This window comes from Streptomyces sp. JJ36 (assembly GCF_021696945.1).
Lineage (GTDB): Bacteria > Actinomycetota > Actinomycetes > Streptomycetales > Streptomycetaceae > Streptomyces.
The window spans coordinates 1-25,547 of record NZ_JACYHE010000044.1 but is presented as its reverse complement, the minus strand read 5'-3'; the positions used below and the strand labels follow the sequence as shown (position 1 = coordinate 25,547).

Below are 25,547 nucleotides of genomic sequence, written 5' to 3'. Positions count from 1 at the left end.
CCGTGATGAGTCACCCCGCCCCCGTGAACCCCAGGTACAGCGAGCCCCGGGAAGAGCCGCCGTCGAGGCGGACGGCCCTGGTGGTGCACACCGTCGCCGACGTCGCCGCAGCGCTGCTGGGCCTCTGGATCGTTCTCTCGCTGCTCGACGCCAATCAGGGTAATGCGTTCGTCCAGTTCGTCCGGGAGACGGCCTCCTGGCTCGCCGGCTGGTCCCAGGACATCTTCACCATGGAAAACCCCCATGTGCGCCTGGCCCTCAACTACGGTCTGCCCGCCGTCGTCTCTCTCTTCGTCGGGCACGGCATCGCCGCGCGGATACGCCGCGGGTGAACATTCCGCATTGACATTCCACTCGCTGCGTGGAAACGGTGAATACGCTGCTGGTGTATCTCCACCGCACATGCACCGCCACCGTATGCGGTCCGCACCGGCTCAGGCCGGCGCGGACCGCATGCGTCTGCTCACGGGCCTGCTGCGCCCCCGGGGCCCACGCCGGGCCGGGCGGCCGCCGGCCCGCCGTCCTCGCCGCGCAGGAGACCCGGTGCCCGGGGGACCATGGAAGGAGACGCGACGTCGCCGGCTGTGCAGGAGGTCGCCATGGCAGCCGCACCCCTCCCCACCCCGCCGGGCGGACCGGTCGTGGCGGTCACCGCGACCGGCGAGCGGCGGGCCGTCCTGGTCCTGGCGGGCGACGTCGGGGCCGGCGCTCTGCGGGAACTGGAGGAGCGCCTCACCGTGCCGCCGCTGAGCGAGGCCGGGGAATGGACGGTGGACCTGAGTGCCGTCACCCGCATCGACCTCGCATGCGCCTACGCGCTCCTGCGGGCCGCCACCCAGCGCCCCGAAACCGTGACGCTCCTCCTCCGCGGCGCCCGGCGGCCGGTGCAGCGGACCCTGCGGCACGCCGGTCTCGACGCGGTGGCGGTGATCGAGGAGTGACGGCCCCGGTCAGGTGACGGCGGGACTGCGCCGCTCCACCAGCACCACGTCCCGCCAGCGTCCGTGGTGCCGGCCGATGCGCTCGCGGGTGCCGATGACGCGGAAGCCGGCCCGTTCGTGGAGGGCGAGGCTGGCGGTGTTCTCGGGGAAGATCCCGGACTGGACGGTCCAGACACCGGCCTCCTCGGTGGAGTCGATCAACGCCTTCAGCAGGGCGGCCGCCACCCCTCGCCCGCGCGCGTGGGGGTGGACGTACACGGAGTGCTCGACGACGCCCGCGTACGCGCAGCGGTCCGAGACCCTGCTCGCGGCGATCCAGCCCAGCACCGTCCCGTCCGCGTCGAGGGCGGCGAAGCGGTGCGCGGGCAGCCGGGCGGAGTCGAACACCTCCCAGCTCGGCGCGGCCGTCTCGAAGGTGGCATGCCCCTCGTCGATGCCCGCCTGGTAGATGGCCAGCACCTGCTCGGCGTGTTCCGCCGTCAACGGCACGATCGTCACGTCCGGGGAACCGCTGCGCACCCTGTCGCCTCCCTCCGGGACACCCTTCCACGACGAGTGTCGCCCTCGCGCGCGCGTTCCGGGAAAGACGGGTCCCGGACGCCGGTGACTCCGGTGTCGTGGACACCGGAGTCACCGGGACGCCGTACGGAGCGTGCGGAGTCAGTCCTGCGCGCCGGCGGCCGCCCGGCGGCGCCGCAGGACCAGGTAACCGCCCGCGCCGAGCAGCACGGCCGCCCCGGCTGCCAGCGCGCCGACCGGGGCGCCCGTGCCGGTCTCGGCGAGGTCGCCGTCCTCGTCACCGGTGGAGCCGCCGGCCATCCCGGACGGCTGGGGTTCCGGGCTGCTCTCCGGGGCCTCGCCGCCTCCGGAGGCGGCCTCCTCGGAGGGCTCCGTGGTGGGCTCCGAGGAGGGCTCGTCCGAGGGCTCCTCCGAGGCGCCGCCCGAAGGCTCCTCCGAGGGCTCCTCGTCGGTGGGCTCGTCCGTGGGCGTGGTGTTCGCGGGGCAGGTGTGCGAGAGGTTGAACAGTTCGAGGCTGCCGCCCTCCACCTCCGCCTGCACGTCGACGAGTTCGGCGCCGGGCTCCGAGCCCACATAGGCGTGCTTGTCGGACGGCGGGCCGAAGTCGGTGAGGACCTGCCGGCCGCCCGGTTCGAACGTCACTGTGAGCTTCACGAACTCCGTGCTGTTGCCAGGGAGGACGAAGTGCCAGCCGTCCTTTCCGGCCGGCACGCGCCCGCACGTCCCCGCCCCCTCGCGCGGGACTCCGCCCTGACCGGAGTCGGCCGTGCGGGGCAGGTCCTGGCGCAGCTCGACGGTGTAGGTGTGGTCGTCCGCAAGGGCGGGCGCGGCGGCGGCTCCGAGGAGGAGGGACGCGGCGGCGGGGACGGCCGCGGCGAGGCGGGCGGTTCTCGGGTAACGCGAAGACATGGCGTGGACACCCCTGTGGCAGGAACAGTGGAACGAGGTGTGGGGGGCGGCGGTTCAGCTTCGTGCGCGGGTGACGGGAGAGTCAAGTCCCGGATGTCCGCTGCCGCCCTCCGTGCCCCGGTTGCGCCGGGTGACCGGAGGTAACGATTCCGCCGTCCGTGCCTTACCTTTCCGCTGCTCACGCTCCGGGCCGGCGCCCGCCGCGCCGGGAGAACCGCCGCGCCGCACCCCGGCCACGGCAGCCGGTACGGGGCTACGGCGTGAACGCGGTCAGCACGAAGACGGGGATCTCGCGGTCGGTCTTCCGCTGGTACTCGGCGTAGGTCGGGAAGGCCTCGACCGCCCGCCGCCACCAGGTGGCGCGTTCCTCCCCGGTCACCAGGCGGGCGCGGTAGTCCTTCTTCACAGGGCCGTCCTGGAGCTCCACGTGGGGGTTGGCGAGCACGTTGTGATACCAGGCCGGATGCGCGGGATCGCCGCCCTTCGAGCCGACGACGGCGTACTCGCCCTCGTGCTCCACCCGCATCAGAGGGTTCTTGCGCAGCTTCCCGCTCCTGGCACCGACCGAGGTCAGCAGCACCACGGGCATCCCGTGCAGGGTGGTGCCCTCGGTGCCGCCGGAGCTCTCGATGCGCTGCGCCTGCTTGGTCGCCCAGTCCCAGGTGCCGGGCTCGTATTCACCGTTCAGAGGCATGCCGGGGAAACGCCTCCGGGCGCCGCCGTGTTCCCGGGCGCCCCGGGACCGCCGGGCGCGGAAGGCCGTGCCGCGGCCCGTCCGGCGTGGCACGGGTCCCCGGACGGGGGCGGGCGGGTCAGAGGCGGGGGCGGGTCTGGCTGCGGTGTACCGTGACCCACTGCCAGGTGGTGAACTCGTCGAGGTTGGTGAAGGCGCCGAAGTGCCCGCCGCCCCCGGAGTCGTCGCGGCCGCCGAAGGGCACGAGCGTCTCGTCGTTGACCGTCTGGTCGTTGAGGTGGATCATGCCTGCCCGCAGCCGGTCGCCGAGTGCCTCGGCGCGCGCCGCGGACCCCGAGTGCACCGCCGCCACGAGGCCGTACGGGGTGTCGTTGGCAAGCCGTACCGCCTCCTCCTCGTCGGCGAAGGAGGTGACCGTCGCGACGGGGCCGAAGATCTCCTCCCGGTATGCGGGCATGTCCTCGGTGACGCCCGAGAGCACGGTCGGCCGCAGGAACAGCCCGTCCCGCTCCGGCTCCGTGAGCTGCCGGGCACCGGCCCGGACGGTCTCGCGGACCAGCCGCTCGGCGTGGTCGGCCTGACCCTCGTTGATGACCGGGCCCAGGTCGGCGCCCTGCACCGGGTCGCCGACGCGGAGTTCCCTGACCCGGCCGGCGAGCGCCTCGGCGTAGGCGTCGGCAAGGGGTTCGGCGACCAGGTGGCGGCCGACGGCCATGCAGATCTGTCCCTGGTGCAGGAAGCTGCCGAACGCGCCGGCCGCGGCGGCGGCCTCCACATCGGCGTCGTCCAGCACCACGAACGGGTTGTTCCCGCCGAGCTCACAGACGATCTTCTTCAGGTTGCGGCCCGCGCTCTCCGCCAGCTTCTTGCCGACCGGCGTGGAACCGGTGAAGGAGATCATGTCGATGTGCGGGTCCTCCGCGACCGCGTCGCCGAGCTCGCTGCCGCGGCCGGGCAGCATCTGCAGAACGCCGGCGGGCAGGCCCGCTTCCTCGAACAGCCGGGCGATGACCACCCCGCAGCACACGGCCGTCTCACTGGCGGGCTTGAGCAGTACGGCGTTGCCGGTCGCCAGCGCCGGTGCCACCGACCGCAGCGCCAGCACCAGGGGGAAGTTCCAGGGCGCGATGACCGCGACCACCCCCATGGGGACCCGCCGCGCCAGGCTGGTGCGCCCGGCCACGGTGGTCGGGAGCAGCGCTCCCCAGGAAGTGCTGGTGAGCGCCGCGGCCTCGCGCAGTTCCCCGGCGCACTGGGCCAGTTCCATCTCCGCGGGGGCGCTCGTCTTGCCCGCCTCCCGCATGAGCCAGCGGCCGATCTCCTCCCGGTGCTCCTCGAAGAGCGCGGCGGCCCGCCGCAGTACCGCGCCCCGTTCCTCGTGCGTCGACGCCGCCCAGGAGCGGCCGGCGTCGGCGGCCGTGGCGGCGCAGCGGTGCAGCATGTCCGCGTCCGCGGTGGCCACCTCGCCGAGCACCGTGCCGGTGGCGGGTTCCGTGGCCTGCGCGGTGCGGCCCGTCCCGGTCCACTCGCCCGTGTACAGACGGCCGCCCCACACCTGTGCGTCGAGCAGCATCGGGTGCTCCCTTCGGTGACCGCGTGGTGACCGGCGGGCATGCGCCGTCGCCCGGCCGGGGCCGCGCGAGTGCCCGGGCACGCGGCGCCGAAACCGGTGCCGTGCGGGGATGCGGGGCCGGCGTCACGGGTGGGGAGCGGGGCCCGTTCAGCGCGGGAAGCGCCAGCGGGTCTGGCCGAAACGCGCTCCCTTGGCGAAGCCGTAGGCGGTGACGGGTGCGACTCGGAAGACCAGTGCGCGTCCGCCGTCGCCGTGGAAGGCGCCGTCCGCCACCTGGAAGCGCCAGTCGTTGCCGTACTTCGCCTCGTACAGCCCCGCCAGGGTCCGCAGCGCCGCGTCGCCGGTCACCCGGGTGGCCTCGCCCTCCACGACGACGTCCAGACCCTCGCCGAGCGTGTTGCACCCGGTGGTGAGCACACAGTGGGCGCCGGCGGCGAGATTGCGGGCCTTGCGCTCCGCGGGCCCGGTGCAGAAGTGCAGCCCGTCGTCGTGCCAGACGGCGATCAGCGGGGTGACGTGCGGCCGCCCGCCGGGCCGTACGGTCGACAGCCAGTACAGCTCGGCCTCGGCGAGCCGGGTGCGGGCGCGCTGCCAGGGGACGGGGGCGGCTCCGGGGCTGGAGTAGCGCGGGTCGAGTTCGGTCACCGGGGCGGGCGCAGTAGTGGTCATCGCGTGCTCCTGGAGGGGTGTGGTGGTCTCTCGCAAGGTGTGACGGCCGGCGCGCGGGGAATTCATCGGCGCCGGCCGGGTCGCGGGCGGGAGCGGTCCGGGCGGCCGGGTGTCCGCGGAGCGGGGTACGGGGACGCGCACCGCGCCCCCTTGACCGTGCTCCGACAACAGTTAAGGTCTAGACCTACGGTGAACTCGCTCGCCGGCTCGCCGCCGGCAGTCGCACGCGGCCAGACCAGGACACGTGCACCCCCACCGCCGGTTGCGAGCACGCCTTCACCTTGCCCCCACCAGAGAAGGCCACGGGAGCGGTGCCGGTGCGGCCGCGCCGGTACTGCCGCACTCCCGGCGCGGTGGCCACGACAGCGAAGGAATCGTCATGAACACCAAGCGAAGACTGGCCGCCGTGATCGGCACGTGCGTCGCCCCCCTCCTGGCAGTGTGCCTCCCGGCCAACACCGCCAGTGCGCACGGCTACGTGTCCTCGCCGCCGAGCCGTCAGGCCCAGTGCGCCTCCGGAGAGGTCGACTGCGGGGCCATCCAGTGGGAGCCGCAGAGCGTCGAGGGCCCCAAGGGGCTGCGGAGCTGCAGCGGCGGCAACGAGCGGTTCGCGGAGCTGGACGACGACAGCAAGGGCTGGCGCGTCACGCCCGTCGGCAGCTCGACCACGTTCACCTGGCAGCTGACGGCACGTCACGCCACCAGCACCTGGCAGTACTTCGTCGGCGGCACCAAGGTGGCCGAGTTCGACGACGGCGGCGCCCAGCCCGGTTCGACCGTCTCCCACCAGGTCGACTTCGGCGGCATCTCCGGGCAGCAGAAGGTGCTCGCCGTCTGGAACATCGCCGACACCGCCAACGCCTTCTACGCCTGCGTCGACGTGCACATCGGCGGGAGCGGCGACCCGGGTGATCCCGGGGACCCGGGCGACCCCGGCGACCCGGGCGAGTGCACCGCACCGACCTGGAACTCCGGTTCCGTCTACACCGGCGGTGACACCGTCTCCTGGAACGGCCACACCTGGCGCGCCAAGTGGTGGGTGACGGGTGACGAGCCCGGCACCACCGGCGAGTGGGGTGTCTGGGAGGATCTCGGCCCCTGCTGACCCCGCAGCGCCTCGCACACCCCGCCCCCGGGCGGCCCGGTCCCACCGGGCGCCCGGGGGCGGGCGCGCCCCGTCCCGGCGCCGGCGGGGCCTCGGCGACCGGCGGCTCCGCTGCCGCGCGTTCCGTCACCCCGGACTGCCTCCCCGCACGGACAGCTCCTCCCGGAACAGGGGCGGGTCAGGACAGTGCGCCGGCCACCACCGAGGCCGCGCGGGCGACGAGGGAGTCGTCGAAGTCGGCGTACCTGGTGTGGCGGTTGGTCATCACGGCCATCACGAGGGGCGCGGAGTGCGGGCGCCACACCACGGCGATGTCGTTGCGGGTGCCGTAGGTGCCACCCGCTCCGGTCTTGTCGCCGACGACCCACTCCTCGGGCACCCCGGCACGGATCAGCTCGTCCCCCGTCGTGCTGGTCTTCAGCCAGCGGGCCAGCCGGTCGCGTTCGCGCGCACCGAGCGCATCCCCCAGCACGAACGCCCGCAGGTCCGCGGCGAACGCCTCGGGGGTGGTGGTGTCCGCCGTCCGGCCCGGCTCCCACCGGTTGAGCCCCGGCTCGCGGCGCTCCACACGGGTCACGTCGTCGCCCGTCCGCTCCAGCACGGCGTCGAGGCCCTCCGGACCGCCGAGCTCCCGGAGCAGCAGGTTGGCCGCCGTGTTGTCGCTGTGGCGGACGGCGGCCGCGCACAGGGCGCCCAGAGTCATCCCGGTGCCGGCGTGCCGCTCGGTGACCGGTGAGTGGTCGACCAGATCCTCCCGGGAGTACGGGATCACCCGGTCCAGTCCATCCACGGACCGGGCGCGCAGCACGGCACCCGCAGCCAGCGCCTTGAACGTCGAGGCGTAGGCGAAGCGTTCCCCCGCGCGGTAGGAGATCTCCCGCCCGGTCCCGGTGTCGAGCGCGTAGACCCCGAGCCGGGCGTCGTAGGTACGCTCCAGCCCGGCGAAGGCGCGGTCCGGGGAGGGCTGCGCCGCCGGGGACGCCGTCGCCGGCGGCTCGGGGGAGGTGGTGCCGCCGGTGCCGCAGCCGACGAGCGGGAGGAGCACGAGCAGGCCGAGCGCGGCGCCCCGGGCACGGGTGAGCTGCATGGGTTTCCACCTCCAGGTCCGCCCCCGTCGGCAGGGGCAGGATAAGCGACGGTCCGGGGCCTTCCCTCCGGGCAGGTGGCCGCCGGCACGGTAGCCGGGACGGGATCAGCCTGGTCGTCCGCGGTCGTGCGGTCCACCACGCCTCCGGCCGGTTTCCATGCCGTTCCGTCACGGGGTGCGGGCGTGGACGTGGACGTGGTGGGAGCATGCCGGGCGTTCGCCGGCGTCAGCCGGCACGGGGCTTCCACCGCCGCGCGGCCGCGCGTGGACGTCGCAGCCGGCCGCCGGACCGGCGGGCCCGAACGCTTCCTCGGCGAGCGGCTGTCCGACCGGGCGTCGCGCCCGGCGGTGCTCACCCCCTCCGGACGGGAGCTGCCGGCCGCGGGAGGCGGCCGGGTGAGGGAGACCCTCACTTTCCCTCGGCATGTACGTCAGGCACAGTGGGGACGGAGGCGTTCCGGGCGGTGATCCGAGCACCGGCGACGGCCGTGCCTCCCGGCTGCAGACGGGAGGCTGGTCCGGGCAGCCGCCGGTCACGTCGGTGCGTCGGGAGAAGCGAGCTGTGCGATTCCGTGTCCTGGGCTCACTCGAATGCCGGGACGGCCATGAACAGGTCCGGATCGGCGGCCCCGTCCACGAACGCGTCTGCGTCACCCTGCTGCTGGAGCCCGGGCGGGTGCTCCCGGTCTCCCGGCTGGTGGACGCGGTCTGGGGCGAGGAGGCCCCGGCCACAGCGACGCACCAGGTACGCAAGGCGGTGGCCGAGCTACGCCAGCGGATACCCGGCGGCCGGGAGCTGATCGTCACCGACGGCCCCGGCTACCGTGCCATGGTGCCCCGGGACGATCTCGACCTGGGCCGGTTCACCGGGGGGCTGGAGCAGGCGCGGGCGGCGGTCGCCGCGGGCCGCACCGCGGAGGCGGTGGCGCTGCTGCGGGAGGCGCTGTCGCTGTGGCGCGGCCCGCTGCTGGCCGGCCGGGGCGGGCCGGTGATCGAGGCGGCCTCCCGTGCGCTGGAGGAGCGACGGCTGGCCGCGACCGAGCAGCTCTTCGAGTTACGCCTGGCGTCCGGGGAGAGTGCGGCGCTCGTCGGCGAAGTGCGCGAGTTCGTCGCCGGGCACCCCCTCCGGGAGAACCTCCGCGGTCATCTGATGCTGGCGCTCTACCGCTCCGGGCGGCAGGCGGAGGCACTGGAGGAGTACGCCGCGGTGCGGGAACTCCTCGTCGAGGAGCTCGGCATCGGCCCCGGGCCCGCGCTGCAGAAGCTGCATCAGGACATCCTCCGCAACAGCCCGGAACTGGCCGCGCCGGCCGAGCAGCCCGCCGCGGCCCCGTCGACGCCACCGGCTCCCGGGGACGAGCCGCGCACCACTCTCCCGTACGACCTGCGGGATTTCACCGGCCGGGAGGGCGAACTGAAGCGGCTGCTCGACTTCGTCCGCGACGCCGAGCAGCCGGGCCCACTGATCGTCGCCATCGACGGAATGGGGGGCAGCGGCAAGACGTCCCTCGCGGTGCGGGCCGCCCACCGGCTCGCCGACCGCTACCCCGACGCACAACTCTGCGTCGACCTGCACGGCTTCACCCCGGGCGCCCAGCCACTCGCCCCCGCGGCCGCCGCGGAGGCCCTGCTGCGCATGCTGGGGGTGCCGGCGGAGCGGATCCCCGACGACGGGGCGGACCGGCTGCAGCTCTGGCGGAATCTCCTGGCCAAGCGGCGCATCCTGGTGCTGCTGGACAACGCCGTGGACGAGGCGCAGGTCAGGCCGCTGATCGGGGCCTCGCCGGACACGCTGGTACTGATCACCAGCCGGGTGTCGCTGGTGGATCTGGACGCCGCCCACGCCGTGTCGCTCGGCACCATGTCGCCGCGGGACGGCGCCGCCCTGGTCGCCGAGGTCATCGGCGCCGAGCGCGCCGCCGCCGAGCCCGAGGCCGTGCGCGAACTCACCGACCTGTGCGGGCAACTGCCGCTGGCCCTGCGGATCGCCGCGGCCCGGCTCCGCAAACGGGCCCGCTGGACCGTGCGGTACCTGGTGGACCGGCTCCGGGACGACACGTACCGGCTGGCCGAACTGAGCGCCGGGGAACGCAGCGTGGAGGTCACGCTGCGGCTGTCGTACGAGGGGCTCGGGCCGGAGCTGCGGAAGGCGTTCCCGCTGCTGGGCCGGCACCCGGGCGCGGAGCTCGGCGTGCACACCGCCGCCGCGCTGCTCGGCAGCGGTACCCGGGAGGCGGAGGACGTGCTCGAGGATCTGCTCGACGTCCACCTGATGCAGCAGCAGGAACCGGGGCGCTACATCTTCCACGACCTGGTGCGTTCCTTCGCGCAGAGCCTCTCCCGCACCGCCGGCGGCGAGGAGTCGGAGGAGACGGCGGAGGCGGTGCTGCGACTCCTCGACTACTGCCTGGCGGCCACCGACGCTGCCTGCGACGTCCTCTTTCCCGGACGGGACCGGGCACGGGAACGCGAGGCGGAGCCCGCGCAGGGTCTCCGGACCGAGCTGCCGCGCCTGGACAGTCCGGAGCAGGCCCGCGCCTGGTTCGACCAGGAGCTGGAGATGCTGCTCGCGGTGCTGGCGCTCGCCTACCGGAACGGGCATCATCGGCGGGGCGCGCTGCTGGCCCGGAACGTGGTGTTCCATCTGGACCTGCGGGGGCGCTTCGAGCAGTTCCGCGCCGTCAGCGCCGGCGCAGTGGCGGCGTCGCGGCGGCTCGGCGACGAGGCGCTGCTCCGGCCGAACCTGTCGAACCTGTCGGTCGCCTACTGGAAGCTCGGCCGGTTCGAGGAGGGCATCACGGCGGCTGAGGAGGCGCTGGAGCTGGCGGTGCGCCGGGGCGACCGGCACGGCAAGGCCAAGGACACCGGGGTGCTGGGGCTGCTGCTGATGGGGCTCGGCCGGTTCGACGAGGCACTGCCGCGGCTGCGGCGGTCGATCGCGCTCAAACGGGAGCTGGGCGCGGTGCGGGCCGAGGCCGAATCGCTGGGGAACCTGAGCGAGCTGTACCGCGAGTGGGGCCGCTACGCCGAGGCGGCGGAGGCTGCGCTGGCGGCCGTGGAGCTGGACCGCAGCATCGGGGCCGAGGACAAGGAGGTGTCCGCGCTCGCGGACCTGGCTTTCGCCCGGCTCGATCTCGGCGAGTACGAAGCCGCCGCGGACGCCCTCGCACGGGCCCGGGAACTGGCGGCCGACGTGGCCTCCCCGGCGGTCCTGGCGGTGGTGCTCGCCCTGTCCGCGGAGGCCGCCGACCGGCTCGGCGAGCCGGAGAGGGCGCTCGCACAGGCGGAGCGGGCGCTGGAGACCGCCGCGCAGAGCGAGACCCCGCTCCGCGAGGCCGTGGTGGCGAACGTGGTCGGGCGGCTGTTCGGCAGGCGGGGGGAGCACGACCGGGCGCTGCGGCTGCACCGGCAGGCGTGCCGGAGCGCCGGGGCGGCCCGGTACCGGGCGGAGGGGGCTCGCGCGCTCGTGGGGATGGCGGAGGCGTACGAAGGGCTGGGGGACCCGGAGGCGGCCGCCCGCTGCCGGGAGGGCGCCGCGGAGGCGTTCGAGGCGATGGGGGTGCCGGAGAGCGCCCGCGCGGGTTCGGAGCGGGCGTCGGCAGACCGGGTCGGCTGAGCGGCCCGGCCGGGGGCGAGCACGCCGAGGGCCCCGCACCGGGGCGGTGCGGGGCCCTCCGGACCGGCGGCGTGCGGTTCAGGGCTGCGGCGTGTTGGGGCCCTCGTCGGAGGCCAGGACCACCCGGCCGGAGTGCTCCGGGGCCGTGCCGTCCGCAGGTGCCGCCGGGAGGGCGGAGCCGGCCGCGAGGGTGAGGGCGAGGGCCGCGGCGAAGCCTGCGAGTCCGGCGAGCGTGCGCTTCATGAGTCCGCCTTCGGTCGGGGGTTGCTGACATCTGGAAGGCTGCCGGGGCGGCTTCCCGCAGTGTTCCGGTCTCGCTACCGCCCGTTCCCGCCGCCGGGTGACGGAGCGGGAAGGCGCAGGCAGGGCGGGTCTCCCGCCGTGGCCGGAGCGAGGAGGGCGCCGGGTTCGACGTCGACGTGCGTCAGCCGCCGCGCGGCGTCGGCCCGGCGGGCGGCCTCCTCGACGGAGCCGGCGGTGACCAGCACGTGCCCGCAGGACTCCCCGTCCGGGCCGGGGAGCTCGTCGCCCACCGCGTAGGGGAAGTGCACCCGGTGCACTCCCGGCAGCGCCGAGACCTCCGTGAGGTCCGGCGCCGACCGGAGGCGTCCGGCGGGGAGCCGGAACGGGGCCGCGCACGCGTACCGGTGGGGCCTGGGCGTGGCGACCCGTTGCCCGGACAGGGCACGGAAGAGTTCCGCCTCCGGGTCCGTGCCGGTGGCCAGCTCGATCAGCCGGCCGACCGGCTCCTCGTCCAGCCGCCGGCAGCCGGCGATACGAGGCCCGCCGGCCGTCAGCACCACCGGGACGCGGGTCAGTCCGAACTCCAGTCCCGCCAGGTCGAGCAGTTCGGTCACGGCGGCCCGCACCTCGCCCTGGACCCGCGCGGCGAGAGGGGCGGGGAAGAGGACGTCCCGCCCGGCGGGGCCGCCCCAGCGCAGCGCGGCGATCCCGAGGACCCGGTGCATGCCGTGCACCGTCAGCGTCTCGGCGGCCACCACCGGTCCCTCCAGGGAACGTTCGACCAGGTACGGCCCGTCCTCTCCCGGCGGGACCGCCGGTGCGTCCGCGGGTCTGCCGCCGTCCGCCCCGGCAGCGGACACCGGGGTGCCGGGGCACCGGGCCGCGGGGCGGAGCCGGCGGACCAGTGCGGGCGGACCGACCCGGGCGACGGCCTCCGGCAGCCGCGCGAAGGAGTCGACGACGGCCGAGGGGACGTGGGTGTGACGGCTCCGGTTCAGCACCGCCCGGGTCGCGGCGGGGTCGGCCAGCAGCAGTGCCGCTTCGGCAGGGCTGGGGCTGAGGCCGAAGCGGTCCGCCGTCTCCAGGACGGCGGGGAGCGCGCCGGCAGCGCCGAAGGCGAGCAGCCAGCCGATGTCGTTGCGGACCGCCGTGGCGGCGATCCGCTCGCGCAGCGCCGCCCGGTCCGCGAAGTCCGCCGAGGCGGAGGATTCCGCGGGGCCGGGCGTCCCCGCGGCGGGCCGGGGCGTCCGGCCGCCGGAATCGTGCAGCGTCCACACCGAGAACCCCGCCCGGGCCGCCTTCCGGGCGAGGCTCGGTGCGGCACCGACCAGCAGGACTCTTCGGGGGTCCCGGCGGCCGGGCAGCGGGCCGCTGCGGTCGGTGCCCCGCGTCACGTGCCGGTCCCGGACGCGGCGGACGCGGCGGCCGGGGCGGTGCCCACCGGCCCCGGCTCCGGGCCGGAGACGGGCCCCGCGCCGCCCGGGTCGGTGCCGGCCGGGCAGCGAGGGGCTCCGGAGTCTGCGGAGACGTTCTCCGGCCGCGAGGTGTCCGCGAGGGCTCCGCCCTTGCCCCAGTGGCCGGGGTCGACGTCCCGGACGATGACGGTCACGGCTTCCTCCGGGCAGCCGGCGACCCGCGCGACGACCGAGGTCACGTCGGCGACCAGCTCCGCTCGCCTGCTCCGGCCGTTGCCTTTCCACCAGTCGACGGTGATGACGGGCATGGTGTTCTTCCTCTCTGCCGGGGCCGGGGCCTCACGGGCGCGGGAGCATCCGCACCGGACGCCCCTCCCCGGCCACACGCGGACGGTTCTCCTGCACCGAGCGTGCGCGGGCACGTTCCCGTCGGTGTCCCGCGGCGTTCCCGGGCCCGCCGGGACGACCGGCCGCCGGGGGCCGGGAACCGGCCGGGAAGGGATCGGGAAGCGGCACGGGCAGGGTGTGCCCCGTGACCGGCCGCCGGTTCCGGTGCCGCCCCCGGCCGCCGGCGGATCCCCGCACCTCCCTTGGAGCGCCCTATGCAGAGCATGCCGGCGGCCCCCGTGCCGCAGCCCCCGCCCCCGTCCCGTGCCCGTACGCGCCCCGGCGGTCCGCGGGCCCTGGCGCCCGCCGCCGACCACGGCGCCCCCGGGCCGGCGTCCGAGCGCCCCGGGGTGCTGGGGGTACTGCGCACCATGGGCGAGGACCTGCGTGTGGTCGCCGAACGCGACCCGTCGGTGCGCGGCCGCCGGGAGGCGGTGTGGCACCCGGCGCTCGCCGCGCTGTGGACGCATCGGGCCGCACACCGGCTGCACCGCCGGGGATGGCGCCTGACGGCGAGGCTGCTGGCCCGCGCGGCCCGCCGGGCGACGGCAGTGGAGATCCATCCCGGTGCCGTGCTGGGCCGCCGGGCCTTCATCGACCACGGCGCCGCCGTGGTGATCGGCGAGACCGCCGTCGTCGGCGACGACGTGACCCTCTATCACCAGGTCACGCTCGGCGCCGTCGGCTGGTGGAGCGACAACGCACGGCCGGCGGGCGCGCGCCGTCACCCGGTCGTGGGACGCGGCGTGGTCCTGGGCACCAACGCGACGGTACTGGGGCCGGTGACCGTGGGCGACGGTGCGGTCATCGGTGCGCAGGCGCTGGTCAACAAGGACGTACCGGCCGGAGCCCGGGTGCTCGCGCCGACCGCCGTGGTGAAGCGGGTCGGGGAACGGCCCGAACCGCTGGAGGACGTCTTCTCCGCCATCGCCTCGGCCGGCTCCTGGTAGCCCCGCGGCCCTCCCCCATCGTTCGACAGTGAGGACGAGTCCCATGCATGTGATCGAGAGCCCTTCCGGTACCGCGGACCCCGGTAACCGCCACCCGGCGGCCGGTACCCCGCCCGCCGCGGTGCCGGCCCCGCCGGTGGCCGACCGTATCGAGGATCTGGTGGGCGGGACGCCGCTGATACGGCTCCGGCCGGCCGGGCTCGCCCCGGGCGCCGAGGTGCTGGCCAAGCTGGAGTCCGCCAATCCGCTGTCCGGTGTCAAGGACCGGGCCGCGCTGTACATGCTCCGGTCCGCCGAGGACCGCGGGCTGCTCCCCCGCGACGGGGGGACGATCGTGGAGGCGACGTCGGGGAACACCGGCATCTCCCTGGCCGCCCTCGCGGCCTCCCGGGGCCACCGCTGTGTGATCGTGCTGCCGGACAACGCCACCACCGAACGCGTCCGGATGCTCCGCGCCTTCGGCGCCGAGGTGGTACAGACCCCCAGCGACCGGGGGTATCCCGGCGCCATCGAGAAGGCGGAGGAGATCCACGCCGCCACGCCGGGCTCCTGGTTCCCGTGCCAGCACGAGAACCCGGACAACGTGGCGGCGCACTACGCCACGACGGGACCCGAACTGGCGGCATCGCTGAGCGCGGTGGGCCGGCGGGCCGACGCGCTGGTGTGCGGCGTGGGCACCGGCGGCACACTCACCGGGATCGCGCGGTACCTGCGGGAGACGGGTGCGCCGGTCACGGTGGTCGCCGTGGAGCCGGAGAACTCCCCGGTGCTCTCCCGCGGGCACGCCGGGCAACACCGGATCCCGGGGCTGAACGGCGGGTTCGTCGCCCCGACCACGGACGTCTCGCTGATCGACGAGGTGCTGACCGTCACGGACGAGGAGGCCATGTCGGCGGCCCGTCACCTGGCGTGCGGGCAGGGCGTGTTCACCGGCGTCTCCGCGGGGGCGGCCGTCCACGCGGCCGCGGTGGTGGCGTCGCGGCCCGAGTACGCCGGGCGGACGGTGGTCACGGTGCTGCCCGACACCGGTGAGCGCTACCTGAGCATGTGGGACGCATGAGCGGGCCGGCCGCGCACGCGCGAGGACGTCCGGGAGGACCGGGGAAAGCCCGGTGGACGCGGGGGTTCCGGGACTCCGGGGACTCCGGGGAAGGAGGTGTGTGCCGTGAGCCTGGCGGCCTTCAGGGCGTTCGGTGACGCCGTCACAGTCCAGATCGGCGAGACGACGACGACACGGTTCATCGCCCTGGCACAGACCACCGACGGTCGTCTCGGCATCTTCCACCACCGCATGCGGCCGGGCGCCACGGGCGCCGCGCCGCACTACCACACGCGGATCGCCGAGTCGTTCTACATCATCTCCGGCACCGTGTCGCTGCACGACGGGACCGGATGGCGCACCGCGTCGGCCGGGGACTTCCTGCACGTCCCGGAGAACGCCGTGCACGGGTTCCGCAACGACGGCGACGAGACCGCCGACATGCTCATCATCTTCACCCCGGCCGAGAACCGGGAGGGGTACTTCCAGGGCCTGGCCCGGCTGGTGGCCGACGGCAGAACGCCCACCCGGGCCGAGATGGTCGCGCTCATGGAGCGGTACGACCAGTTCGAGGTGGCGGCGCCGGAGCACGCCGTGCCGGACGGCACCGGGGATGGGGCGGCCCCCGCCGCCCGGCCTGCCGCGCCGGCGGACGCCTCCTGAGGAGGAGTACCGGCGGCGCCCTGCGCGTTGCCGGAGAAGACCGAACCGACCCGAGAGACGATCAGGAGTCCGTACATCATGAATCTCGCAAGCTGGGGCCGATTCGGCCTGCTGGCCGCCCTGTGGGGATGCAGTTTCGCGCTCATCAAGGTGTCCCTGGAGGCTTTCGAGCCGCTGCAACTGGCCTTCGGCCGCCTGCTGGTGGGCGCTGCCGTGGTCCTCGGCATCCTCGCGCTCAAGGGAATCGCGGCGCCGGCCCGCCGGGTGTGGGGCCATGTGGCGGTGGCGTCCGTGTTCGGCAACGTGCTGCCGTTCTTCCTGTTCGCCTACGGAGAGCAGTACACGACCGCCAGCATCGCCGGCGTGATCCAGGGCGCCACGCCGCTGGTCACCATGGGGATCGCCGCGGCCGCGCTGTCCGACGAGAAGCCGACCACCCGTAAGGTCACCGGACTGCTGGGCGGGTTCGCGGGGCTGGTGCTGGTGGTGGGCCCGTGGCGGGCGGACGGCTTCGGCTCCCTCAACGGCCAGCTCGCCTGCGTGGGGGCGGCCGCAAGCTACGCGGTGAGCTTCGTCTACGTACGCCGCTTCATCGCCCCGCACAAGCTGCCCGCACTGGCGGTGACGGGTGGTCAGCTGGCTTCCGCGGCGGTGCTCACCGGCGTGCTGACGTCGTTCACCACCGGCTGGTCCCTTGCGGGCGACCTCGCGGTCAAGCCCGTGCTGGCGCTGATCGTGCTCGGCGCCGCCTCCACCGGTCTCGCCTTCGCGCTGCTGAACCGGCTGATCGCGGACGTCGGCCCGACCACGGCCTCCGGGGTGAACTACCTGGTCCCGGTCTTCTCCGTCGCGGTGGGCGCCGCCGTGCTCGGTGAACCGGTGGCCTGGAACGTGCCGGTGGGCGGTGTGCTGGTGATCGCGGCCCTGGCGCTGGCCGAGGGCCGGCTGTCGTCCCTGGCCAGGCGCGGCTCCGTGGCGCCGCCGGCGCCGGAACAGCAGCCGGCCGCCGGTTCCGTGGCGCAGAAGGCCTGCTGACCGGCGGCGGCGAGGAGGACGTACCGCCCGGCGGCATCGCCGGGCACCGCGGGCCGGGGGCCGGCCGCGGGACTCCCCCCACGGGGTGGTCCGCGGCCGGCCCCCGGCCCGTCGTGCGTGCGTACGGACCCGGGAGGGGGCGGTGCGTACGGGCGTTCCCCTCCCTCTCCCGTTGCCGGCCGCGGCCACAGGACCGCGCTGGGAGCGGCGGGGGAACGCGGCGCCCGACGCTGTCCGGGACACGCACGAACACCCCAGGCCACAGGGAGCAGCCATCACCATGCAGACCAGCACCGCACCCCCCTCCGACGCGCGCATCATCCGCGCGGCCGAGCTGACGTCAGAGCCGGTGCACGGCCCTCAGCACACCCGCACCACCGTGGCGACGCCGGTGAGCCCGGCCACCGGCGCGACCCATGTGACCCTGCACGTCGTCCGCATCGCGGCCCACGAGTCGTTCACCCCCGAGGCGAGCGCCGCGGAGGAGAACACCGCGGTGGTCTTCACCGGCGGCGGCACGGCAGCAGCCGGCGCTGCCTCCCGGGCGGTCGGCCGGGGCGACGCCGTGTACGCCCCGACGGGGCGGCCCCTGGTGCTGACCGCGGACGGCGGCGGCATGACGGCCTACGTGTGGCGGACGCCGCCGGCTCCCGGGCGTACGGCCGGAGCCGACCCCGTCCTCTTCTCCTCGCTGTGGGACGACACCACGCAGCTCACCGGCTTCGGCGGGACCGGCCAGGTGACGCCGGACGCCGACCGCGCGACCATGAACTTCGTCTTCTGGCCGGGCACCGGCAGCGCGCAGCTCTGCCTCCACTGCGGCATCCAGCAGCCCGGCGAGACCTTCAACGTCCACCTGCACCCGCACAGTGACGAGGCGTTCATCGCCTTCGAGGGCACCGGCCAGATGTATCTGCGGGACCGCTGGATCGACGTGACGGCGGGCGACATCCTGTACGCCGCTCCAGGCGTGCTGCACGGCGCCCGCAACCCGCACACCGGCCCCGGCGCCCGGCGGTTCGTCACCTGCGGCGGGCCCTCTCCGTTCGATCCGGCGCTCTACGCCAGCGCCGGTGTCTCCCCCGAGGTCAGGTGAGCAGCATGTGCCGCATCTTCGGTTCGTTCCACGCGCACACCGGCGCCCGGGAGCTGAGCAGGGTCGCCGGGCTGCTGCATCACGGCGGCCCGGACGCCCGCAGCGTGACGGGCGGCGACGACTGGTCGCTGGGCAACACCCGGCTGTCCGTCATGGACCCGGAAGGCGGTGCCCAGCCGTACCGGCTCGGCAACGTCACCGTCGTGTTCAACGGCGAGCTGTACAACCACCGTGAGTTACGGGCCGATCTGGAGCAGCGGGGCTTCCGCTTCCCGGACCGCTGCGACGGGTCGGTCCTCCCGGCGCTCTATCTGACGCACGGCGACCGGTTCGCCGAGCTGCTGGACGGCATGTTCGCCGTCGCGGTGATGGACCGCCGCGCCACGCCGCGGCTGGTGCTGGCCACCGACCCGGCCGGGATGAAGCCGCTCTACTACACCTGGGACCCCGCCGGGCGCAGCCTCCGCTTCGCGTCCGAGATCCCCGCCCTGCTCGCCTTCCCCGGTGTCACCGCCGAGGAGGACCCGTACGGGCTGGACGCCTACCTCACCTCCAAGACCCCGTTCGGCGACGCCACCATGTTCCGCGGCGTCCGGGTGCTGCCGCCGGCGGCCACCGCGGTGGTGACCCGCGACGACGGGCTGCGGGTCGGCGTCCGTGCCGCGGACCGGGACCGGGAACCGCGGCCGGCCGCGGGACGCGGCCTGGAGGCCACGGGCACGGAGCTGCGCGACCTGCTCTCCCGTGAAGTGTCCCGGCTGCTGGTCGCCGACGCGCCGGTCGCGGCCATCACCTCGGGCGGCCTCGACTCCAGCCTCGTCACGGCGCTGGCCGCGCGGGCCCGTGCCGCCGCGGGGGCCGACCCGCTGCACTCCTTCAACATCGCGTACACCGGGAACTGGCCCGCCGACGAACGTGCCTTCGCCGCCGAGGTCGCCCGCTCCGCGGGCACCGTGCACCACCAGGTGGAGGTGGACCCGGCGACGTTCCCCGGGCTGCTCCAGGACGTCGCCCGCCACGTCGGCCAGCCGAACGCCGACCCCATCACCCTCAGCACCCTGTCGCTGTTCGCCGCGGTCCGGGACGCGGGGTTCAAGGTGGCCCTGACGGGTGACGCCGCCGACGAGCTGTTCGGTGGGTACGCCAGGATGAGCGCGGCGGTGGCGGCGCCGGAGGGCGCCGACTGGGTGGGGCCGTACCTGGACAGTCTCGCCGCCGTCCCGCGCGGCCTGCGGGAGCGGCTCTACACCGGCGAGTACGCCGCCGCGCTGCGGGCCCGCGGCCCGGCACTGCCCGCCGGGCTCACCGGGACACTGCGGAACGGCCACGGGAGCCGGCTCCAGCGGATCTGCACCGTCGAGCAGCGGTACCGGCTGCCCTCCTACCACCTGCGGCGGGTCGACCACCTGTCGATGGCCGGTTCGGTGGAAGTCCGGCTGCCGTTCTGCCAGCCGTCCGTGGTGCGGTACGCGGCGACCCTGGCCGACCGGCACCGGATCGGGCCGGACGGGGTGAAGCGCGCCCTGTACCGGGCTGCCGGGGGCCTGGTCCCGGCCAGCGTGCTCAACCGGCCCAAGCAGCCGTTCACGTTGCCCGTCACGGCGATGCTCGCCCCGGGCCAGGCGTTGTGGGCCATGGCGCGCGACGAGCTGTCGGCCGGCTCGCTGCGTGCTGACGGCCGGATACGCCCGGAGGCGGTGGAGGCGCTCTTCGCCGAGCAGGCCGCGCACCCCGGCGACCGGAGCGCCCTGGCGCTGTGGGCGCTGCTGGGCCACCGGTTGTGGCAGCGCAGCTTCTTCGGCGGGGCTCCGCCGGAGGCGGCAGGCGCGGTGCCGGTCGCCTCTGGTCACGCGCAGCCGCAGGGGGTGGCCGTATGACCGCGGCCCTCGCCCACGCGCAGGGGGCGCCCTGCCCGACCGCCGTGCTGGACGGCCGTACGCTGCCGGAGACCGAACCGGAGCTGCTGGCAGCCCTGGCCGAGCTGCGCGCCGGTCTCACCGAGCGCGGTGCGGGCGGCGTCCTGAAGAACGCCATCGTCGCGCCCTCCCGGCACCCGCTCTTCGACCTCGACTACCGCTTCGTGCAGTCGCTGCCGCAGCGTGTCGACAGCTTCGACGTGCGCGGCTCCTGCGGCCACTCGATCCTGGCAGCGGTGGAGGCGGCGGCCCGCACCGGCATGATCCAGCCGCTGGTGCCCGGCTGCCGGGTGCGGGTCAACGTGCTGAACAACGGCGACAACGTGGTCTGCGAGACGGAGCAGACGTCGGAGGGGGGCACGCGCTTCACGGCCCACTTCCTGTGCTCGCCGCCCCGCCCGCTGACGGATCTGCTGCTCACCGGGGAGGCCGTGACCCGGGTGCCCTTCGAAGGGCGGGACGTGACCGTGTCCCTGGTGTCCATGGGCAATCCCTACATCCTGGTGCCCGCGCACGCGCTGGGGGCCGCCACCGAACAGGAGCTCTTCACCGCGGGCGAGGACCTGTTCGACACCATGCGGCGGCTGCGGCGTGCCGTCTGCGAGGTCCGGGGCTGGGATCCGTCCGGGGCCTTCCCGAAGATCGCCGCGCTGCTGCCGGGCGCGTCCGGCGGACTCGCCGTACGGGCGGTGTCGGTGCCCTCCTGGCACCCCACGGTCGCGCTCACCGGCGCCATCTGCCTCGGCGCGGCCGCCGGTATCGAGGGCACGGTGGCCCATCAACTGGCGCTGCGGTCCGGGCACCGGCACGGCCTGCTCCGGTTGCGCACCCCGGGCGGGGTGGTGCAGGTGGCCGCGTCCCGCGCCGCTCCCCCGCAGGCCGCGTACGCCGGCGCCGTGGCCGGCACGAACGGCACGAACGGCGCCGCCCGCACGGCTGCAGCGGACGGCACCGCGCCCGGCCCCGCGGCGCTGGCCTGGGTCTCGGTGGGCGGCAAACGGGTCGACTACCGCGGCCGTCTCGCGTGGGCCCGGGCGCAGGCACCGTCCGGCACCGTCACCGAACCTCCCGAGGAGCACGCATGCCTTCCGCTGACAGTCTGACCACCGCCGTGCCGGCCGGCCCCTCCCCCACGGCCCCGGCCCGCGGGGCCGCCCGGCCCGGCCGGGCCGGGCCGGTGCCCCCTGCCGCGACCCGGGCCGCCGGGCCGGACGCGCCGTCGCCCGCCACTCTGCTCGACCAGGACACCCGGGACCGGCTGGAGGCCGCCGCGGAGGCCGCCGACCGCAGCGGCCTCCCCGACCGGGAGGCGGTCGCGGTGCTCCGCGGCTCCCGGTTGCCGGGCCTCGTCGTCCCCCGCCGGTACGGCGGCGCGGGCGGCGGCGCGGTGGAACTCAACGCGGCGGTGGAGCAGGTCGCCGCCGTGAACGCCTCCGCGGCCATCATGCTCTTCCAGCACTACGCCGTCTGCTCCCGGATCGCCGAGTGCGGCACCGCGGAGCAGCACCGCACCCTGCTGCCGGACCTCGCGTCGGGGAGACTGCTGGCCGCCTCGGCGTGGAGCGAGACCGGGGCGGGCGCCGACAAGAAGAACCTGGCGACCACGGCCCGCCCGGCTCCGGACGGAGGCTGGATCCTGGACGGTGCCAAGTCGTTCACCACCAGCGCCGGGCTGGCGGACCTCTATCTCGTACTCGCGCAGAGCGGGTCCGGCGGGCCGGACGAGGGGCGCACCGCGTACGGCTCCGCCGGGCAGACCTTCTTCCTCGTCGCCGCGGACAACCCCGGGCTGCGTCCCGACACCTCGCTGCGTCTGACCGGCATGCGCGGCTCCGCGACCGGCTTCGTCTCGGTGCGCGACTGCCGGGTCGCGGACGGGGCCCGGCTGGGCGCTGCGGGGACGGCAGCGGCCGTCATCGCGGGTGTGCGGGAGAGCGGCGCGAGCCTGGGCACGGTCGCGGTCGGCATCGCGCAGGCGGCGCTGGAGACGGCGCATGCGCACGCCGAGCGACGCGGGCTGCTGGCGCACCAGGCGGTGCGCCACCGGCTGGTGGGTCTGGCCACCCGGGTGGAGGCCGCCCGTGCCCTGGTGGAACGGGCCGGCCGGCGCACCTCCGCCGACCCGGGCATGACCACCCTGCACTCCAAACTGTTCGCCTCCTCCGCGGCCGAGGAGGTCGTCGGCGAGGTCGAGTCGATGCTCGGCTCGGCCGGCTACGTCGACAGCCACCCGATCAACCGGTACCGGCGCGACGTCCGCGCCGTGGCCCTGATGGGACCGACCAACGACCTCTGCAAGGAACTGGTGAGTCTTCCGTGGACACCCTGATGCCCCGCCATGCCGATCTCGTCGTCGAGGGCGGCCGTCTCGTCACGCCGGACGGCGTGCGCGAGGGGTCCGTCGTGGTCCGTGACGGGCGCGTCGACGCCCTGCCACCGGCCGGTGCGCCGCTGCCCGCGGGACCGCGCCTGGACGCCCGCGGCCGCTACGTGTTCCCCGGCCTGATCGACGCGCACGTGCACTTCCGCACCCCCGGCCTGGAGTACAAGGAGGACTGGGAGCACGGCAGCGCCGCCGCACTCGCCGGCGGCGTCACCACGGTCCTCGACATGCCGAACACCCGGCCGCCGTCCCTGGACGCACGGTCCTTACGGGACAAGGCCCGGCTCGTCGAGGGGCGTTCCCGCGTCGACCACCGTTTCCACATCGGCGCCGACCCCGACCACCCGGAGACGCTGGCGGACCTCGCCCCCGACGTCGCCACCTCGGCCAAGATCTTCATGGCCGGTCACCACACCGCACCGGTGGTCTTCCGCGAGCGCGGGCAGCTCGAGGCCGCCTTCGCCGCCGCCGCGGAGGGCGGTGTCCGCCTGGTGCTGCACGCCGAGGACCAGGCAGTGTTCGACCTGCTGGACGCCCGGCGCGGAGAGCCGGGCTCGTACGGCGAGTACGAGCCGCACCGTCCGCGGTCGGGCGGCATCGTGGCCGTGGCCGAGGTGGTCCGCCTGGTCCGCCGGTACGGGACGGCGGTGCACGTCCTGCACGTCTCCTCGGCCGAGGAGACCGACCTGCTGGTGGCGGCGGCCGGCGAGGGACTGCCGGTGACCTTCGAGGTGACCGGGCACCACCTCTCGTTCACCGACCACGACACCGCGCGCCGTGGACCGCGTACCCGGCTGTCGCCGGCCATCCGCGCCCCGCGGGACCAGGAACGGCTGTGGCAGGCCGTGCTGCGGGGCGAGGCCGCCTGTCTCGGCAGCGACCACGCACCGCACACGGTGGCGGAGAAGAACCTGCCGCCGGCCGAGGCGCCGCCCGGGCTGCCGGGCGTCCAGGAGCTGGCGACCGCGGTCTGGACGGGCCTGCGCGCCCGGGGAACGGAGCCGGACACCGCAGCGGGGCACCTGGCACGGCTCATGGGCGACAGCCCGGCCCGGCTCTTCCGGCTGGCCGGCAAGGGCCGTCTGGTGCCGGGCGCCGACGCCGACCTTGCGCTCTTCGACCCGGACGAGCGCTGGCAGCTCTCGGCCGCCCATGTGGAGTCCCGTTGCGGCTGGTCCGCGTACGAGGGATGGCTGTTCACCGGGCGGTTCACCACGGTGCTGACCTCGGGACGGCCCGCATGGGAGGCCGGCCGGGGTGTGGTCGGCGAGCCCCGGGGGCGCCGGCTCTCCGCGGGTCCCGCCCGGGAAGCCGGAGCCCCGCGGCTTCGCGAGCGCATGGAGGTGGCCCGATGAGCACCGCGGTACTCGGCTCCGCCGGCCCGGCTGCCGGCCCGTACGGGTGGCCCGCCCCGGACCCCTGCGACGCGCCGGACGCGCCCGCTGCCGACTTCCGCGCGGCCATGTCCGCGCTCGCCGCCCCGGTCACCGTGGTGACCGCGTACGACGCACAGGGCGGGGCACGGGGCCTGACCGCGAGCGCCGTGTCGTCGCTGTCGCTGACGCCGCCGCTGTTCCTGGTCTGTCTCGACCACGGCTCGCGCACGCACGACGCGCTGACCGGGGCACCGGCCTTCTGCGTCAACGTGCTGGGGCCCGGGGACGAGAGCCTCGCCCGCCAATTCTCCGGTCCCGCCGAGCAGCGCTTCGCGGGCGTCCGGCTGGCGCCGGGGCCGGGTCCGGACCCGCACCGCCCACCGGGGCTCGCCGCGGCGGCGCTGCGGCTGACCTGCGCGCGGTGGGAGCTGGCCGCCGGCGGGGACCACACCGTCCTGATCGGCCGGGTCACCGGGATCGAGGGGGACACCGGCAGTGCGGGCGGGCTGCTGTGGCACCGGCGCGGCTTCGCCCATGCCCTGCCCTCCGCGGGGTGAGGGCCGTACGGCACGGCTCCCGGCCGGGCCCGGGACTCCCCCGGCCCGGCCGGGCGGCGCGCCCCGCGGCGCGCCGTCCTCACGGGGACGGCGGACTCACGGGGACCGCGGACTCACGGGGACCGCGGACTCACGGGGACGGCGGGCGGGGGATCCGCTTGGTGAACCAGTGGTCGGCGTAGGGCTCGTCGTTGAAGGCGGGCACCTCCTCGAAGCCGCAGGACCGGTAGAGGCCGATCGCGGCGGTGAGGGTCTTGTTGGTGTCCAGCCGGAGCTCGTCCCGGCCGTGCCGGGCGGCCCGCCGCTCCAGCTCGGCCAGCAGCCGGCGCCCGAGGCCCAGGCCCCGGACACTCGGCGCCACCCACATGCGCTTGATCTCGGCCGGGGCGTCCGGCGGCAGCTTCAGGCCGGCGCAGCCGACGGGCTCCCCGTGCAGCCGGGCCACCAGGAACAGCCCGCGCGGCGGGCGCAGGCCGCCGGGGTCGGGCAGCAGGCTCCGTGCGGGGTCGAAGCCGGTCTCGAACCGCTGCTGGAGCTCGGCGGCGTAGGCGCGGAGGCAGCGCCGGGCGTCGGGGTGGTCCGGGTCGACCACGTCCAGGGTGACCGTGGCGGCAGTCAGCAGCCGGTCGACCTCGGCCATGGCGGCGACCAGCCGGGTGCGCTGGCCGGGGTTGAGCGGTTCCAGCAGGGTGCCGGCCAGCTCGTCGCTGCGGCGGTCCAGCACCTCGCGCTCGGCGCGGCCCGCGCCGGTGAGCCGGACGGTGCGCACCCGCCGGTCCCGGGGCTCCGGCTCCACCGTCACCAGGCCGTCGCGCTCCAGGGAGCGGAGCAGCCGGCTGACGTACCCGGAGTCGAGCCCGAGCCGCTCGCGGAGCCGGAGCACCTCCTCGCCGTCGTCCCCGATCTCCCAGAGCAGCCGCGCCGCTCCGACGGGCCGGTCCCGGCCCAGGTAGTGGTCGTGCAGCACGCCCACCCGCTCGGTGACCGTGCGGTTGAACCGCCGGACCTGCTCGATCTGCGCCGCATCCATTCTCTGACTCTAGTCAGAGAACTGGGGTGACGGCCAGCGGGCCGGGGCCCGGTGCGGGGACGGGGAACCCCGCACCGGGGGTTCCGGGCTACCGCAGGCGGAGGCGCATGCCCGGGTGGATCAGTCCGGGATCCGGCCCGACCACACCGCGGTTGGCGCGGTAGAGCGACCGCCACCCGCCGGCGACCGCATACCGGGCCGCGATGCCGGAGAGGGTGTCCCCGGCGACGACGGTGTACCCGTCCGCGGCCGCCGCCCGCGGCGCGCCGCCGGAGCGGGAGCCGGCCGGACCGGGCCGGTCCGCGGGCGGGGGTGTCCCGTCCGGGGCGCCCGCGGGCTCCCGG

25 protein-coding genes are annotated in these 25,547 nt (G+C 75.4%); 14 read left to right on the top strand and 11 right to left on the bottom strand.

The annotated features are described in order from the left end of the window. The first annotated feature begins 23 nt into the window (after positions 1–23). Positions 24–332: a hypothetical protein gene (locus HOY81_RS17265; protein WP_237321327.1), complete on the top strand. Its 309-nt coding sequence runs from the start codon at positions 24–26 to the stop codon at positions 330–332. Between the two features lie 267 nt (positions 333–599). Next, entirely contained in the window at positions 600–941 is a 342-nt protein-coding gene (locus tag HOY81_RS17260; protein WP_237321326.1) for an STAS domain-containing protein, read from the top strand. Positions 942–950: 9 nt separating this feature from the next. On the opposite strand, the gene HOY81_RS17255 is transcribed toward HOY81_RS17260, so the two are convergent. From HOY81_RS17255 to HOY81_RS17235, 5 genes are all read right to left on the bottom strand, one after another. After that, a complete protein-coding gene (locus HOY81_RS17255) occupies positions 951–1,460 on the bottom strand; it encodes a GNAT family N-acetyltransferase (RefSeq protein WP_237321325.1) in 510 nt (169 codons plus the stop codon). A 141-nt stretch (positions 1,461–1,601) separates the two neighbouring features. After that, positions 1,602–2,369, bottom strand: a complete 768-nt coding sequence (locus tag HOY81_RS17250; RefSeq protein WP_237321324.1) for an LPXTG cell wall anchor domain-containing protein — start codon at positions 2,367–2,369, stop codon at positions 1,602–1,604. Positions 2,370–2,622: 253 nt separating this feature from the next. After that, positions 2,623–3,063: a nitroreductase family deazaflavin-dependent oxidoreductase gene (locus tag HOY81_RS17245; RefSeq protein WP_237321323.1), complete on the bottom strand. Its 441-nt coding sequence runs from the start codon at positions 3,061–3,063 to the stop codon at positions 2,623–2,625. 118 nt (positions 3,064–3,181) lie between these two features. Beyond that, positions 3,182–4,636, bottom strand: coding sequence for an aldehyde dehydrogenase family protein (locus HOY81_RS17240; protein ID WP_237321322.1), 1,455 nt, complete (start codon positions 4,634–4,636; stop codon positions 3,182–3,184). A 147-nt stretch (positions 4,637–4,783) separates the two neighbouring features. Further along, complete coding sequence (locus tag HOY81_RS17235; protein ID WP_237321321.1) at positions 4,784–5,305, bottom strand: pyridoxamine 5'-phosphate oxidase family protein; 522 nt, start codon at positions 5,303–5,305, stop codon at positions 4,784–4,786. A 379-nt stretch (positions 5,306–5,684) separates the two neighbouring features. Between HOY81_RS17235 and HOY81_RS17230 the strand changes: the two genes are divergently transcribed. Further along, positions 5,685–6,410 (top strand): lytic polysaccharide monooxygenase, encoded by a 726-nt coding sequence (locus HOY81_RS17230; protein WP_237321320.1) that lies wholly within the window; start codon positions 5,685–5,687, stop codon positions 6,408–6,410. A 178-nt stretch (positions 6,411–6,588) separates the two neighbouring features. On the opposite strand, the gene bla is transcribed toward HOY81_RS17230, so the two are convergent. Further along, on the bottom strand, positions 6,589–7,497 hold the full coding sequence (gene bla / locus HOY81_RS17225) for a class A beta-lactamase (protein ID WP_237321319.1): 909 nt from the start codon (positions 7,495–7,497) through the stop codon (positions 6,589–6,591). A 562-nt stretch (positions 7,498–8,059) separates the two neighbouring features. Between bla and HOY81_RS17220 the strand changes: the two genes are divergently transcribed. Next, positions 8,060–11,113: a BTAD domain-containing putative transcriptional regulator gene (locus HOY81_RS17220; RefSeq protein ID WP_237321318.1), complete on the top strand. Its 3,054-nt coding sequence runs from the start codon at positions 8,060–8,062 to the stop codon at positions 11,111–11,113. Between the two features lie 78 nt (positions 11,114–11,191). On the opposite strand, the gene HOY81_RS17215 is transcribed toward HOY81_RS17220, so the two are convergent. From HOY81_RS17215 to HOY81_RS17205, 3 genes are all read right to left on the bottom strand, one after another. Then, a complete protein-coding gene (locus HOY81_RS17215) occupies positions 11,192–11,356 on the bottom strand; it encodes a hypothetical protein (RefSeq protein ID WP_237321317.1) in 165 nt (54 codons plus the stop codon). A gap of 74 nt (positions 11,357–11,430) precedes the next feature. Continuing rightward, a complete protein-coding gene (locus HOY81_RS27695; RefSeq protein ID WP_237321316.1) occupies positions 11,431–12,750 on the bottom strand; it encodes a hypothetical protein in 1,320 nt (439 codons plus the stop codon). After that, positions 12,747–13,079 carry a 4-oxalocrotonate tautomerase family protein gene (locus HOY81_RS17205; RefSeq protein WP_237321315.1) on the bottom strand — a complete coding sequence of 111 codons (333 nt, stop codon included), beginning with the start codon at positions 13,077–13,079 and terminating at the stop codon, positions 12,747–12,749. The genes HOY81_RS27695 and HOY81_RS17205 overlap by 4 nt, the downstream gene beginning before the upstream one ends. 450 nt (positions 13,080–13,529) lie before the next feature. On the opposite strand from HOY81_RS17205, the gene epsC reads away from it, so the two are divergent. From epsC to HOY81_RS17155, 10 genes are all read left to right on the top strand, one after another. After that, entirely contained in the window at positions 13,530–14,108 is a 579-nt protein-coding gene (gene epsC, locus HOY81_RS17200; RefSeq protein ID WP_237321342.1) for a serine O-acetyltransferase EpsC, read from the top strand. A 43-nt stretch (positions 14,109–14,151) separates the two neighbouring features. Further along, on the top strand, positions 14,152–15,168 hold the full coding sequence (locus HOY81_RS17195; RefSeq protein WP_237321314.1) for a PLP-dependent cysteine synthase family protein: 1,017 nt from the start codon (positions 14,152–14,154) through the stop codon (positions 15,166–15,168). 105 nt (positions 15,169–15,273) lie between these two features. Further along, a complete protein-coding gene (locus tag HOY81_RS17190) occupies positions 15,274–15,810 on the top strand; it encodes a cupin domain-containing protein (RefSeq protein ID WP_237321313.1) in 537 nt (178 codons plus the stop codon). A 78-nt stretch (positions 15,811–15,888) separates the two neighbouring features. Then, positions 15,889–16,845: a DMT family transporter gene (locus HOY81_RS17185; RefSeq protein ID WP_237321312.1), complete on the top strand. Its 957-nt coding sequence runs from the start codon at positions 15,889–15,891 to the stop codon at positions 16,843–16,845. A 280-nt stretch (positions 16,846–17,125) separates the two neighbouring features. Beyond that, the gene (locus HOY81_RS17180; protein ID WP_237321311.1) at positions 17,126–17,941 is read left to right on the top strand and encodes a cupin domain-containing protein; all 816 of its coding nucleotides are present in this window, start codon (positions 17,126–17,128) and stop codon (positions 17,939–17,941) included. A 5-nt stretch (positions 17,942–17,946) separates the two neighbouring features. Continuing rightward, positions 17,947–19,818, top strand: coding sequence for an asparagine synthase (glutamine-hydrolyzing) (gene asnB, locus HOY81_RS17175; RefSeq protein ID WP_237321310.1), 1,872 nt, complete (start codon positions 17,947–17,949; stop codon positions 19,816–19,818). After that, the gene (locus HOY81_RS17170; RefSeq protein WP_237321309.1) at positions 19,815–20,960 is read left to right on the top strand and encodes a PrpF domain-containing protein; all 1,146 of its coding nucleotides are present in this window, start codon (positions 19,815–19,817) and stop codon (positions 20,958–20,960) included. The genes asnB and HOY81_RS17170 overlap by 4 nt, the downstream gene beginning before the upstream one ends. Further along, positions 20,939–22,186 carry an acyl-CoA dehydrogenase family protein gene (locus HOY81_RS17165; RefSeq protein ID WP_237321308.1) on the top strand — a complete coding sequence of 416 codons (1,248 nt, stop codon included), beginning with the start codon at positions 20,939–20,941 and terminating at the stop codon, positions 22,184–22,186. The genes HOY81_RS17170 and HOY81_RS17165 overlap by 22 nt, the downstream gene beginning before the upstream one ends. After that, complete coding sequence (locus tag HOY81_RS17160; protein WP_237321341.1) at positions 22,186–23,595, top strand: dihydroorotase family protein; 1,410 nt, start codon at positions 22,186–22,188, stop codon at positions 23,593–23,595. The genes HOY81_RS17165 and HOY81_RS17160 overlap by 1 nt, the downstream gene beginning before the upstream one ends. Next, positions 23,592–24,173 carry a flavin reductase family protein gene (locus HOY81_RS17155; protein ID WP_237321307.1) on the top strand — a complete coding sequence of 194 codons (582 nt, stop codon included), beginning with the start codon at positions 23,592–23,594 and terminating at the stop codon, positions 24,171–24,173. The genes HOY81_RS17160 and HOY81_RS17155 overlap by 4 nt, the downstream gene beginning before the upstream one ends. Positions 24,174–24,303: 130 nt before the next feature. Here the strand turns inward: HOY81_RS17155 and HOY81_RS17150 are convergent, their stop codons facing one another. After that, positions 24,304–25,203, bottom strand: coding sequence for a helix-turn-helix domain-containing GNAT family N-acetyltransferase (locus HOY81_RS17150; protein ID WP_237321306.1), 900 nt, complete (start codon positions 25,201–25,203; stop codon positions 24,304–24,306). An 88-nt stretch (positions 25,204–25,291) separates the two neighbouring features. Continuing rightward, positions 25,292–25,547 (bottom strand): LysM domain-containing protein (locus HOY81_RS27440; RefSeq protein ID WP_272892936.1); only part of this gene is annotated, 256 nt, incomplete at its 5' end.

Bases quoted from the DNA above. Each gene is read 5' to 3' on its own strand.
- HOY81_RS17165 (WP_237321308.1), top strand. From the start codon at position 20,939: ATGCCTTCCGCTGACAGTCTGACCACCGCCGTGCCGGCCGGCCCCTCC.
- HOY81_RS17205 (WP_237321315.1), bottom strand. From the start codon at position 13,079: ATGCCCGTCATCACCGTCGACTGGTGGAAAGGCAACGGCCGGAGCAGG.
- HOY81_RS17260 (WP_237321326.1), top strand. From the start codon at position 600: ATGGCAGCCGCACCCCTCCCCACCCCGCCGGGCGGACCGGTCGTGGCG.
- HOY81_RS17155 (WP_237321307.1), top strand. From the start codon at position 23,592: ATGAGCACCGCGGTACTCGGCTCCGCCGGCCCGGCTGCCGGCCCGTAC.
- HOY81_RS17215 (WP_237321317.1), bottom strand. From the start codon at position 11,356: ATGAAGCGCACGCTCGCCGGACTCGCAGGCTTCGCCGCGGCCCTCGCC.
- HOY81_RS17180 (WP_237321311.1), top strand. From the start codon at position 17,126: ATGCAGACCAGCACCGCACCCCCCTCCGACGCGCGCATCATCCGCGCG.
- HOY81_RS17195 (WP_237321314.1), top strand. From the start codon at position 14,152: ATGCATGTGATCGAGAGCCCTTCCGGTACCGCGGACCCCGGTAACCGC.
- HOY81_RS17185 (WP_237321312.1), top strand. From the start codon at position 15,889: ATGAATCTCGCAAGCTGGGGCCGATTCGGCCTGCTGGCCGCCCTGTGG.
- HOY81_RS17235 (WP_237321321.1), bottom strand. From the start codon at position 5,305: ATGACCACTACTGCGCCCGCCCCGGTGACCGAACTCGACCCGCGCTAC.
- HOY81_RS17150 (WP_237321306.1), bottom strand. From the start codon at position 25,203: ATGGATGCGGCGCAGATCGAGCAGGTCCGGCGGTTCAACCGCACGGTC.
- HOY81_RS17240 (WP_237321322.1), bottom strand. From the start codon at position 4,636: ATGCTGCTCGACGCACAGGTGTGGGGCGGCCGTCTGTACACGGGCGAG.
- HOY81_RS17160 (WP_237321341.1), top strand. From the start codon at position 22,186: ATGCCCCGCCATGCCGATCTCGTCGTCGAGGGCGGCCGTCTCGTCACG.
- asnB (WP_237321310.1), top strand. From the start codon at position 17,947: ATGTGCCGCATCTTCGGTTCGTTCCACGCGCACACCGGCGCCCGGGAG.
- HOY81_RS17250 (WP_237321324.1), bottom strand. From the start codon at position 2,369: ATGTCTTCGCGTTACCCGAGAACCGCCCGCCTCGCCGCGGCCGTCCCC.
- bla (WP_237321319.1), bottom strand. From the start codon at position 7,497: ATGCAGCTCACCCGTGCCCGGGGCGCCGCGCTCGGCCTGCTCGTGCTC.
- HOY81_RS17230 (WP_237321320.1), top strand. From the start codon at position 5,685: ATGAACACCAAGCGAAGACTGGCCGCCGTGATCGGCACGTGCGTCGCC.
- epsC (WP_237321342.1), top strand. From the start codon at position 13,530: ATGGGCGAGGACCTGCGTGTGGTCGCCGAACGCGACCCGTCGGTGCGC.
- HOY81_RS17170 (WP_237321309.1), top strand. From the start codon at position 19,815: ATGACCGCGGCCCTCGCCCACGCGCAGGGGGCGCCCTGCCCGACCGCC.
- HOY81_RS17245 (WP_237321323.1), bottom strand. From the start codon at position 3,063: ATGCCTCTGAACGGTGAATACGAGCCCGGCACCTGGGACTGGGCGACC.